Consider the following 12,330-nt stretch of genomic DNA (forward strand, 5'->3'; position numbering starts at 1 on the left):
CATCAGGAGACGACCATGCCAGACCCGCACACCCGGCTGCCCGCCGGCGTGGCTGCAGCCCTGCTCAGCCGCGCGCCTTCCCGTCACACCTCCTGAGTACCGGTTTGTCCAGGCTACCCGCGCCACGCTGCTTTGCATCGGTCTTCGCAGCCGTCTGCGCGCCCGCCAGGACCCGTCACCACGAACGAGAGAAAACATGACCGCATCTTCCATCAATGCGCTGCCCGGCACGCTACCTGACGCGCTACCCGCTGATATCGCGTCGGCCCTGCTGGTTGGCCGCGTCTGGCGCCCGGCGCCGATCGACGGCCCGGCCGTCGTCGCCGTGCGCGCCGGCCGGCTGATCGACATCACGCACCACGCAGCCACCGTCGCCGACCTGTTCGAGCGCGACGCCGCCGACATGCTGGCGATCGTCAGGAACGCCGAAGGGGACGACCTGGGCGACGCCGCCAGCCTGCTGCAAGCGGCGCTGGACGGCGGCCTGGGCGAAGGCGGCGTCCAGCTGCTGGCCCCGTGCGACCTGCAGGCCATCAAGGCCGCCGGCGTCACGTTTGCCGTGAGCCTGCTCGAGCGCGTCATCGAAGAACAGGCCAAGGGCGATCCTGCCCGCGCTTCTGCACTGCGCACGGAGCTGCAGGCGACCATCGGCACCAACCTGGCCGAGATGGTGCCGGGTTCCAGCGCCGCCATGCGCCTGAAAACGGAGCTGAGCGCGCGCGGCCTGTGGTCGCAGTACATGGAAGTGGGCATTGGCCCGGACGCCGAAGTCTTCACCAAATCGCAGCCGATGTCGTCGCTGGGCCACGGCGCGGTGGTCGGCCTGCACCCGTCGTCGCACTGGAATAATCCGGAACCCGAGATCGTGCTGGCCGTGAACAGCCGCGCCGAGATCGTCGGCGCCGCACTGGGCAACGACGTCAACCTGCGCGATATCGAAGGGCGCAGCGCGCTCCTGCTGGGCAAGGCCAAGGACAACAACGGCTCGTGCGCCATCGGCCCGTTCGTGCGCATTTTCGATGGCGACTTCACGCTCGACACGCTGCGCAGCTGCGAAGTGGGCATGTTGATCGAAGGCGCGGACGACGGCTTCACGCTGGCCGGTTCGAGCCGGATGCGCGAGATCAGCCGCGATCCGCTCGACCTGGTCGCCCAGACCTGCGGCGCGCACCACCAGTACCCGGACGGTTTCATGCTGTTTCTGGGGACGATGTTCTCGCCGATCAAGGACCGTGGCGTGGCCGGTGGCGGTTTCACGCACCACCCGGGCGACAAGGTCACCATCTCGACCCCGGCGCTGGGCGCCCTGGTCAACACGGTCGGCCGCAGCGACACCATCGCCCCCTGGACCTTCGGCGTGCGCGCGCTGTACCAGAACCTGGCGCGGCGCGAACTGCTTGCAGGCCGTCCAGCATGACCCCTCCTGATGGCGCGCTGCACGATTCGCTACACGTTTCGACCCCCGATCCGCTTCAAGATAACCACGAGTTCACGATGCACGATTCAACACCAGATTCCACCCCCGCCGCACTGGTCTACGCGACCTATCCCGACCTGCGCGACAAGCGCGTCGTCATCACCGGTGGCGGCACCGGCATCGGCAGCGAACTGGTGACGGCGTTTGCCGGCCAGGGCGCGCAGGTCTGGTTCCTCGACATCGCGAAGGAAGCATCGACGGCGCTGGCCGACGCGCTGGCCGGTTCCGCGCACAAGCCACGTTTTTTGCCATGCGACCTGACCGACCTCGATGCGCTGGCCGCGACCTTTGCCGCCATCGAGGCGGAGGCTGGTGGCATCGACATCCTGCTCAATAACGCGGCCAACGACGACCGCCACGGCATCGACGACGTCACGCCCGACTATTGGGAAAGCCGGATGGCGGTCAATCTGCGCCACACGTATTTTTGCAGCCAGGCAGCAGTGGCGATGATGCGCCGTCAGGGCAGCGGCGTGATTTTGAATTTCGGTTCGATCTCGTGGTATCTGGCGTCGAACCAGCTGTCGCTGTACATGATGGCCAAGGCGGCGATCGAGGCGATGAGCCGCGGCCTGGCGCGCGATCTCGGCGCCGAGAACATCCGCGTCAATACGGTCATCCCGGGCGCCGTGCGCACGCCGCGCCAGCAGGCGCTGTGGCATACGCCGGAAGAAGAAGCGCGCATCCTGGCCGGCCAGTGCCTGCCCCAGCGCGTCGAGATGCAGGACGTGGCGGCGCTGTCGCTGTTCCTGGCCTCGAACAACGCGCGCCGCTGCAGCGGCCGCGAATATTTCGTCGACGCTGGCTGGTACGGCGCATGAGCGGCGCCGTGCACTGCCTGTGGGACGTCAAGGCCACGCTGGGCGAGGGCGCCTTGTGGGATGCGGTACGGCGCAAGATCTGGTTCGTCGACATCAAGGGCCGCCGCATTCACTGCTGCGATGAAGACGGCGGCGCGCGCCAGAGCTGGGATGCACCGTCGCAGATCGGCTTTCTCGCGCCGAGCGACGATGGCGGCATGGTGTGCGGGCTCGAAGATGGCCTGTACCGCTTTCTGGAGAACGACGGCGCGTTCATCGCGCTGGCCCGCGTCGAAGCCGACCTGCCGGGCAACCGCTTCAACGATGGCCACGTCGATGCAGCCGGGCGCCTGTGGTTTGGCTCGATGGACAATGGCGAGAGCGAGGCCACCGGCACGCTGTACCGCTTCGACGGTGCCGGCCAGCCGGCACGCGCGATGGACGCCGGCTACATCATCACCAACGGTCCGGCCGTCAGCCCGGACGCGACCACGCTGTACCACACCGACACGCTGGCGCGAACGATCCACGCCTTCGACCTGGGCCCGGACGGCGCGATCGATGGCAAACGCCTGTTCGTCAAGCACGAAGGCAGCGGCCATCCGGACGGCATGGCAGTCGACGCAGAAGGGCACCTGTGGGTGGCCGTCTTCGGCGGCTGGCGTATCGACCGCTACGATCCGCAAGGGCGCAAGGTCGATGAGGTGCGCTTCCCGTGCGCGAACATCACCAAGCCGGCCTTCGGCGGCGACGATCTGCGCACCGTGTATGCCACCACCGCGCGCAAGGGTTTGAGCGAGGCCGATCTGCTCGCGCAGCCGCTGGCCGGCGGCCTGTTCACGTTCCGCGCCGATGCGCCGGGCCTGCCGCAACATGCGTTGCACCTGTAACGCGCACTGGAGAATCACCGCATGACCAAGCAATCCACCTTCCGTTTCCGTTCCCAGGACTGGTTCGACAATCCGGAGCGGATCGACATGACGGCGCTGTACCTCGAGCGCTTCATGAACTACGGGATCACGCCCGACGAACTGCGCTCGGGCAAACCGATCATCGGCATCGCCCAGAGCGGCAGCGACATCACGCCGTGCAACCGCATTCACCTCGAACTCGTCAAGCGCGTGCGTGACGGCATCCGCGACGCCGGCGGCATCCCGATGGAATTCCCGCTGCACCCGATTTTCGAGAACTGCCGCCGGCCGACCGCCGCCCTGGACCGCAACCTGGCGTATCTGGGCCTGGTCGAGATCCTGCACGGCTACCCGATCGATGCGGTCGTGTTGACGACCGGCTGCGACAAGACCACGCCAGCCCAGCTGATGGCCGTGTCGACGGTCGACATGCCGGCCATCGTGCTGTCGGGCGGGCCGATGCTCGACGGCTGGTTCGACGGTGAACTGGTGGGTTCGGGCGCCGCGATCTGGAAGGCGCGCCGCCAGCTGGCCGCAGGCTCGATCGACGAACAGAAATTCATGAACATCGCCACTGCCTCGGCACCGTCGGCCGGCCATTGCAACACGATGGGCACGGCGTCGACGATGAACGCCGTGGCCGAAGCGCTGGGCATGTCGCTGACCGGCTGCGCCGCGATTCCCGCGCCGTACCGCGAGCGCGGCCAGATGGCGTACGAAACGGGCCGGCGCATCGTTGGCCTGGCGATGGAAGACGTGCGCCCGTCGAACATCCTGACGCGCGACGCGTTCCTCGATGCGATCGTCGTCAACGCGGCCATCGGCGGCTCAAGCAATGCGCAGCCGCACATCATGGCCATGGCGCGCCATGCGGGCGTGGAGATCACCACCGAAGACTGGATGACCTACGGTTACGAAGTGCCGCTGCTGCTGAACATGCAGCCCGCCGGCAAATACCTGGGCGAGCGCTTCCACCGCGCGGGCGGCGTGCCGGCCGTGATGTGGGAACTCGATCAGGCGGGCCTGTTGCGTTCGGATCGCCTGACGGTGACCGGCAAAACGCTGGCCCAGAACATCGACATGCACCAGACGATGGACCGCGAGATGATCCGTCCGTTCGCCGATCCGCTCAAGGAAAACGCAGGCTTCCTGGTCCTGAAGGGCAACCTGTTCGATTTTGCGATCATGAAGACGAGCGTGATTTCGCCGAGCTTCCGTGAACGCTACCTGGCCACGCCGGGCGCCGAGAACTGCTTCGAGTGCAAGGTCGTCGTGTTCGACGGCTCGGACGATTACCATGCGCGCATCAATGATCCCGAGCTGGGCATCGACGAGCACACGATGCTGGTCATCCGCGGCGCGGGCCCGATCGGCTGGCCCGGTTCGGCCGAAGTCGTCAACATGCAGCCGCCCGATGCGCTGATCAAGCGCGGCATCAACAACCTGCCGACACTGGGCGATGGCCGCCAGTCGGGCACTTCGGACAGCCCGTCGATCCTGAATGCGTCGCCCGAAAGCGCGGCCGGCGGCAATCTCGCGCTGCTGCACACGGGCGACATCGTGCGCGTCGACCTGGTGCATGGCCGCTGCGACGTGCTGCTGTCGGACGCTGAACTCGAGGCGCGCAAGCTCGACACGCCGCCAGCGATCCCTCCAAGCCAGACACCGTGGCAAGAAATCTACCGCGCCACGGTGGGCCAGCTGCACACGGGCGCCTGCATGGAACTGGCCTTGCCATATCGGGCTGTCGCCGGTGCGATGCCGCGGCATAACCACTAAACCGCAGTTTGTACGATGACTAAAAGTGGCATAAATAGCCATTCTTGAGCAGAATGTCGGAACTTCGCCCGGACCCTACCGTCCAGGCGTCGAAAATACACTGGAGACAAGCATGAAAAAACTCATCACGGCAGTCGGTATCGGTTGCGCAATGCTGTTCGCATCCGCCCCGGCCATGGCCGACGCCAAGAATCCCAAGATCGGCTTTTCGATCGACGACCTGCGCCTTGAGCGCTGGACCCGTGACCGCGACTACTTCATCGGCGCGGCCGAAAAGCTTGGCGCCAAGGTGTATGTGCAGTCGGCCGACGCCAGCGAGCAGCGCCAGATCGCCCAGATCGAGAACCTGATCTCGCGCGGCGTGGACGTGCTGGTTATCGTGCCGTACAACGCGACGGTGCTGAACAACGCGATCCGCGAAGCCAAGAAAGCCAAGATCAAGGTGCTGTCGTACGACCGCCTGATCCTCAATGCCGATGTCGACGCCTACATCTCGTTCGACAACAAGGCCGTCGGCGAACTGCAGGCGCAGTCGATCGTTGCGCTCAAACCGAAGGGCAGCTACTACCTGCTGGGCGGCGCGCCGACTGACAACAACGCCAAGATCCTGCGCGAAGGCCAGATGAAGGTGCTGCAGCCGCTGATCGACAAGGGCGACATCAAGGTCGTCGGCCGTCAGTGGGTCAAGGACTGGAGCCCGTCCGAGGCGATGGCCATCATTGAAAATGCACTGACCGCCAACGGCAACAAGATCGACGCTGTCGTGGCTTCGAACGACGCCACCGCCGGCGGCGCGATCCAGGCGCTGTCGTCACAGAAGCTGGCCGGCAAGGTCCCGGTCTCGGGCCAGGACGCCGACCTGGCGGCCGTGCGCCGCGTCATCGCCGGCACGCAGTCGATGACGGTCTATAAGCCGCTGCGCAATATCGCCACCAGCGCCGCGACGCTGGCCGTGCAACTGGTGAGGAACGAAAAGCCCGCCTACAACGCGCAGCTGAATAACGGCTTCAAGCCCGTCAACACCATCCTGCTCAAGCCGATCCTGCTGAACAAGGCCAACGTCGACATGCTGGTCAAGGACGGCTTCTACACGCAGGGCCAGCTGGCCGGCAAATAAGCCGGCGTTACGCTGCTACAGCGCCCGCGCCTGCGGGCGAACCGGCTGGCGAACCTCGCCGGCCGGTGGTCCAACGTCTTGAAACGAGTCTTTCGATGGCCGGCTATCTGCTTGAAATGAAGGGAATCGCCAAGCGATTCAACGGGGTGCCCGCGCTCGATGGCATCGACCTGGCGATCCGCCCGGGCGAGTGCATCGGCCTGTGCGGCGAGAACGGCGCCGGCAAATCGACGCTGATGAAGGTGCTGTCGGCCGTCTATCCGCACGGGACCTGGGAGGGCGAGATCGTGCTGGACGGCCAGCCGCTGCGAGCGCGCTCGGTGCGCGAGACCGAGGATGCCGGCATCATCATCATCCACCAGGAACTGATGCTCGTGCCCGAACTGAGCGTGGCCGAGAATATCTTTTTGGGTAACGAGATCACGCTGCCCGGCGGGCGCATGGATTATCCGGCCATGAACCAGAAGGCCGCGGACATCCTGCGCGGCCTGAAGCTGCCGGACGTGAACGTGGTGCTGCCGGTGAAGCATTACGGCGGCGGGCACCAGCAGCTGATCGAGATCGGCAAGGCCCTGAACAAGAACGCGCGCCTGTTGATTCTCGACGAGCCGTCGGCGTCGCTGACCGCGTCGGAAATCGCGGTCCTGCTGGACATCATTCGCGACCTGAAGAGCCGGGGCGTGGCCTGCGTCTACATCTCGCACAAGCTCGAAGAAGTCGCGGCCATCTGCGACACGGTCGTCGTCATCCGCGACGGCAAGCATATCGCCACCACGCCGATGGAAGCGATGAGCGTCGAGCGCATCATCAACCAGATGTGCGGCCGCGAGATGAGCCAGATGTATCCTTCGCTGCCGCATCCGGTGGGCGAGGTGGTCATGGAGGCGCGCCACATCACCTGCTACGACCCGGAGCAGCCGGGCCGCAAGAAGGTCGACGACGTCTCGTTCCAGGTGCGGCGCGGCGAAATCCTCGGCATCGCCGGGATCGTCGGGGCCGGGCGCACCGAACTGGTCACCGCCATCTTTGGCGCCTATCCGGGCAAGCACGAGGGCGAAGTCTGGCTCGAAGGCCGCAAGGTCGATACGTCCGAGCCCCTGAAAGCCATCCGCGCCGGCTTCGCGCTGGTGCCCGAAGACCGCAAGCACCACGGCATCGTGCGCGACCTGTCGGTGGGCGAGAACATCACGCTGTCGGTCCTGCCGCGTTTTTCACACGCGAGCCGTATCGACGACCACGAAGAAGCGGGCGCCGTGAGTGAGCAGATCAGCCGGCTGGCGCTGAAGACCGCGACACCGGCGCTGGCCATCACGTCGCTGTCGGGCGGCAACCAGCAAAAGGCGGTGCTGGCCAAGATGCTGCTGACCGGCCCGAAAGTGCTGATCCTGGACGAACCGACGCGCGGCGTGGACGTCGGCGCCAAGTTCGAAATCTACAAACTGATGCTGGAACTGGCGGCGCAGGGGATCGCGATCATCATGGTCTCGTCCGAACTGGCCGAAGTACTGGGCGTGTCCGACCGCGTGCTGGTGATGAAGGAAGGACGCCTGAACGGCGACTTCGTCAACCAGAACCTGAACCAGGAAACGGTGCTGGCCGCCGCGCTGGGCCAGGCGGCCGCGGCGCCGTCGATTCCACTTCACGCATGACAACCACAATCACACAATGACCACGATGACGTTCAAACGGATTTTCACGCAGTACAAGATTCTGGCGCTGCTGGTGGCGATCGCGCTGATCTGGGCCTTCTTCAGCTGGAAGACCGATGGCGGCTTTACCTCGGCGCGCAACCTGTCGAACCTGATGCGCCAGATGTCGGTGACCGGCATCCTCGCCTGCGGCATGGTGTTCGTCATCATCGCCGGCGAAATCGACCTCTCCATCGGCTCGTTGCTGGGGCTTCTGGGCGGGATGGCCGCCGTGCTCGATGTCACGCACGGCTTGCCGCTGCCCCTGTCCATCCTCATCGTGCTCGGCGCGGGCCTGTTGTGCGGGTTCCTGAATGGGTACCTGACGGCGTATGCGGGCATACCGTCCTTCATTGTCGGCCTGGGCGGGATGCTGGCCTACCGCGGAGTCGTGCTGGGGCTGACCGGCGGCGCCACCGTGGCGCCCGTCTCGCCAGGCATGGAACAGCTGGGCCAGGCCTATCTGCCGCCGCTGTGGGGCAGCATCCTGGGCATTGGCCTGTTCGTGCTGACCTGTGTGCTGGTCTGGCGCCAGCGCGCAAGCCAGGCGCGCCACAAGCTGCCGGTGATCCCGATGTGGCGCTCGGCGCTGCGCGTGGTGGTGGCCGGCGCGGTGCTGGCCGGGCTGATCTCGACCTTCAACAGCTACGAAGGCATTCCGCTGCCGGTGCTGATCCTGCTGGTGCTGCTGGGCGTGTTCAGCTACATCGCGCGCCAGACCGTGTTTGGCCGCCGCATCTACGCCGTGGGCAGCAATATGGAAGCAACGCGCCTGTCCGGTATCGACGTGCGCAAGGTGAAGCTGTGGATCTTCGGCCTGATGGGTCTGATGTGCGCGCTGGCTGGCCTGATCAACACGGCGCGCCTGGCGGCCGGTTCGCCGTCGGCCGGCGTGTCGGCCGAGCTGGACGTGATCGCTGCCTGCTTCATCGGCGGCACCTCAATGCGCGGCGGCGCGGGCACCGTGCATGGCGCACTGGTCGGTGCCCTTGTGATGGCGAGCCTGGACAATGGCATGTCGATGCTGGACGTGGATGCGTACTGGCAAATGATCGTCAAGGGCCTGATCCTGACACTGGCCGTGTGGCTGGATGTCGCGACGCGTGGCAACACGCGCTGAGCGTCATCGGATTTATCGCTGTCAGCGCACCAATTGTCCGATGTGAGCCACGCGCTTTGGCGCACATTTGATCGCGCTTAATTCTGGTGAAGGTGTGCGCTGCCGGTCACCGCATGTGTTTCTACACTCGACTGAACATGTACAGCATTTTGTTCAGTCGGGGGATGCGATGAAAACCCACAGCGGCTCCAGGAGAATGTTTTTAAAATCAGGTGTCGGGGTCACTGTTGCACAGTGTCTCCCCGAGCTGGCGGCAGCGCAGGCCAGCAGTGGTCCCCGGCTCGAATGGAAGCAGTTCAAGACCACCAACCAGTATCCGGCCTTCGTCAATGCCATCGCGACGATGCGCAGCAACACCAACCAGGCCAACCGCGGATCGTTCGCGTACTGGGCCAATGTGCATGTCAACCGCTGTCCGCACGGGGTGCCGTATTTCATCGCCTGGCACCGCGGGTATCTGTACCACTTCGAGCAGCAGTTGCGCACGGTGTCCGGCAACCCTTATCTGATGCTGCCGTACTGGGACTATTATTCCTACGCCACCTTGCCGGCGGAATTCACCGATCCGACGCCCGGCAATCCGTTGTATGTACCCAGGCAGAGCGCGAACGTTCACAGCGCACTGAGCCTGGCGCCATTTGCGTCGTCAGTGCGCAATTTTCAGCGCGGCAAAAGCAATGCATTCGAGCCGAGCATCGAAGACGTTCACAATCCGATTCATGATCTGATCGGCGGTGTCATGAGCACGATGCAGTCGCCGCTCGACCCCATCTTTTTCCTCCATCACGCCAGCATCGATCGCCTGACGTACGCATGGTCTCTGCTTGCGGGCAAAACCATACCCGCCTCGGCGAATCCGTATTCGTCGACCAACAGCGACGTCTATTGGGCGGGCAACCATGACTATGCGACCGGTCTCAGCATCGAGCGCTACAAGACGAGGACGCCCAGCTGGCTCGGCACCTCGTACGCGTCGACTGCCGTGCCCAAGGCACTGCCGCCCGCGCCCGCAGCCCGCGCTGCGATCCTGCAGCGGCCGCCACTCCGCTCGTTCCGGTCGCTCGCCGGGCGGCGCCTGTCGAACACGCGGCGGTCGGTGAGTGGTGTGGCGCAGGTGCCGTTCGACGAGCAGTCGGTATCGGTGTTGTTGCGGCTGGCGAAAAGCGATGCGGCCGAGCTGGCACGGGTCGTTGCCCTGTGCCGTGACACGGGCGAGTCCGATGCGCGGCCGATGCCGGCAATGATCAAGCTGGTGTTCGACAATCTGGTGATTGGCAAAGCCGCAGCAAAGGGTGGCTTCTTTTATGCGCTCTATCTCGACATGCCCGCCTTGTTCGAGTCGCCCGGCGAGCGGGACGCGACGTTGATCGGTACGCTGGGCGCGTTCCAGATTGCTGCCGCGGCGCACCATGGCATGCCCAGGCTCGAATTTGACGTATCAAACCTGCTGGTACGGCAACAGCGCGTCAATTTCGGCGAGCTCGTGTTGTCGTGGGTGCGTGTCGATGGCGATCGTCCGCCGGCCGGCAACGCCATTTACGTCGACGAGATCCGGGTCGAACTCTCGCTCGCCCCGGATGATGCGCACTTGTCGATGGATGACGGCGACGATCGCGACATTCAGTACCATTAGCTGGCGCTGCCGGCCTGGCTGCTGGGCCTGGTTGCTGCGCCTGGTCGCTGTATGTGTCGCGTTCTTTGTTGCGGTCCTGACCGTTACGCAGGTAGCGTCATTGCACCGTCGACCAGACGTGCGAGCCCCAGCGGATTACTGTCCTTGAGTGCATCGGGCAGCAGGTCGGCTGGCACATCCTGGTAGCACACGGGACGCAGGAAGCGCTCGATGGCGGTCGCGCCCACGGACGTGCTGCGTGGATCGGTCGTGGCGGGGAACGGGCCGCCGTGCACCATCGCATGCGCTACCTCGACGCCAGTCGGGAAGCCATTGAACAGGATACGGCCGACCTTGCGTTCAAGCAGCGGCAATAGGGCGCCGGCCAGCGCATGGTCGCTCGCGACCGCATGCACGGTGGCCGTCAGCTGGCCTTCCAGATGGCGCGTGACGGCCAGCAGCTCTGCCTCATCCTGGCACGCGATCAACAGCGAGACCGGGCCAAAGATTTCTTCCTCCAGCGCCGGATTGGCCAGGAACGTGGCGGCGTCGCATTCGTACAGCGCCGCTTTCGCCGCACACCCAGCGCCTTCGCTGCTGCCGTCCGCGACGAGCTTGACGCCCGCGATGCCGGCACGAATGCCCACCGCGTCCGTATAGGCGGTATGGATCCCCGCGGTGAGCATCGTGCCCGCCGGCTTGAGCTGCAGCGCTGCCGTAGCCGCAGCGCGGAACGCATCGAGCTGCGGCCCGGCCACGCCGATCACCAGGCCCGGGTTGGTGCAGAACTGGCCGACGCCCATCGTCAGCGAGTCGACGAACGCGCCTGCCAGCGCGGCGCCGCCAGTGGCCAGGGCACCCGGCAACAGGTAGACCGGGTTGATGCTGCTCATTTCGGCGTAGACGGGAATCGGCTCCTTGCGGCGGCTGGCGATTTGCGCCAGTGCCAGCCCGCCTGCGCGCGAACCGGTAAAGCCCACGGCGCGAATCGCCGGATGGCTCACGAGGTCGCCACCGATGGCATTGCCTTCGCCGATCAGCAGTGAAAACACGCCGTCGGGCATGCCGCAGTCGAGCGCAGCCTGCAGGACCGCCTTGCCGACCAGTTCGGACGTCCCCAGGTGCGCATTGTGCGCCTTGACGACGACCGGGCAGCCGGCGGCAAGGGCAGAGGCGGTGTCGCCGCCGGCCACGGAAAACGCGAGCGGGAAGTTGCTGGCCCCGAACACGGCGACCGCGCCAACTGGGATCTTGCGCATGCGCAGGTCGGCGCGTGGCGGTGTCCGCTGGGGCAAGGCTGAATCGAGCGTCGCTTCCAGGAACAGGCCGTCACGCACGACCTTGGCAAACAGGCGCAACTGTCCGACGGTGCGACCGCGCTCGCCTTCGAGACGCGCTGTCGGCAGGCCGCTTTCCTGGCTGGCGCGTTCGATCAGGACCGGGCCCAGGTCGAGGATGCGCTGTGCGATCGTCTCGAGAAACGTAGCGCGCTGCTCGAGGGGCAGGGCCCGATATGGCTCGACGGCCGCGTCGGCCAGCAGGCAGGCGCTGGCCAGGTCGTCGGCCGTGGCAAGGCCGAACGCCGGTTCAAATTCTTGCTTCGTGCCTGGATTGAAGGCGCGGATCGTGCCGCCTGCGCCGCGCACGATGCGCCCGCCAATGATCATTTCGCCGCTGATGTTCATGCAATCTCCTGGTTTGAATTCGTGTAGGTCGCCAATGTTATACGCAATCATGCGTGTGTGGAGAAGTTGCTCGACATCCCAGTTCGTATCCTGAAATTTATTTGTTAGCGCGAACATTCTGCTTGCCAGCGTCGTCTGTAT

The 12,330-nt window shown here is 65.3% G+C and carries 9 protein-coding genes; 8 read left to right on the top strand and 1 reads right to left on the bottom strand.

Annotated features, from left to right (window positions below):
* Positions 1-196 precede the first annotated feature (196 nt).
* From AC56LY_RS07990 to AC56LY_RS08025, 8 genes are all read left to right on the top strand, one after another.
* On the top strand, positions 197-1,417 hold the full coding sequence (locus tag AC56LY_RS07990; RefSeq protein ID WP_499578139.1) for a fumarylacetoacetate hydrolase family protein: 1,221 nt from the start codon (positions 197-199) through the stop codon (positions 1,415-1,417).
* A gap of 77 nt (positions 1,418-1,494) precedes the next feature.
* Complete coding sequence (gene xylB, locus AC56LY_RS07995) at positions 1,495-2,298, top strand: D-xylose 1-dehydrogenase (protein WP_308638191.1); 804 nt, start codon at positions 1,495-1,497, stop codon at positions 2,296-2,298.
* Positions 2,295-3,167: an SMP-30/gluconolactonase/LRE family protein gene (locus tag AC56LY_RS08000; RefSeq protein WP_499578141.1), complete on the top strand. Its 873-nt coding sequence runs from the start codon at positions 2,295-2,297 to the stop codon at positions 3,165-3,167. The genes xylB and AC56LY_RS08000 overlap by 4 nt, the downstream gene beginning before the upstream one ends.
* A gap of 21 nt (positions 3,168-3,188) precedes the next feature.
* Entirely contained in the window at positions 3,189-4,967 is a 1,779-nt protein-coding gene (locus tag AC56LY_RS08005) for an IlvD/Edd family dehydratase (protein ID WP_332532123.1), read from the top strand.
* A gap of 112 nt (positions 4,968-5,079) precedes the next feature.
* On the top strand, positions 5,080-6,084 hold the full coding sequence (gene xylF, locus AC56LY_RS08010) for a D-xylose ABC transporter substrate-binding protein (RefSeq protein ID WP_183552288.1): 1,005 nt from the start codon (positions 5,080-5,082) through the stop codon (positions 6,082-6,084).
* Positions 6,085-6,179: 95 nt separating this feature from the next.
* Positions 6,180-7,733: a D-xylose ABC transporter ATP-binding protein gene (gene xylG, locus AC56LY_RS08015; protein ID WP_499578143.1), complete on the top strand. Its 1,554-nt coding sequence runs from the start codon at positions 6,180-6,182 to the stop codon at positions 7,731-7,733.
* 16 nt (positions 7,734-7,749) lie between these two features.
* Entirely contained in the window at positions 7,750-8,892 is a 1,143-nt protein-coding gene (locus AC56LY_RS08020) for a sugar ABC transporter permease (RefSeq protein WP_499578146.1), read from the top strand.
* A 169-nt stretch (positions 8,893-9,061) separates the two neighbouring features.
* Complete coding sequence (locus AC56LY_RS08025; RefSeq protein WP_499578148.1) at positions 9,062-10,525, top strand: tyrosinase family protein; 1,464 nt, start codon at positions 9,062-9,064, stop codon at positions 10,523-10,525.
* A gap of 83 nt (positions 10,526-10,608) precedes the next feature.
* Here the strand turns inward: AC56LY_RS08025 and AC56LY_RS08030 are convergent, their stop codons facing one another.
* The gene (locus AC56LY_RS08030) at positions 10,609-12,189 is read right to left on the bottom strand and encodes an aldehyde dehydrogenase (NADP(+)) (protein WP_499578150.1); all 1,581 of its coding nucleotides are present in this window, start codon (positions 12,187-12,189) and stop codon (positions 10,609-10,611) included.
* Between the last annotated feature and the right edge of the window lie 141 nt (positions 12,190-12,330).

It is taken from the genome of Telluria sp. ZT3P25 (genome assembly GCF_059685895.1).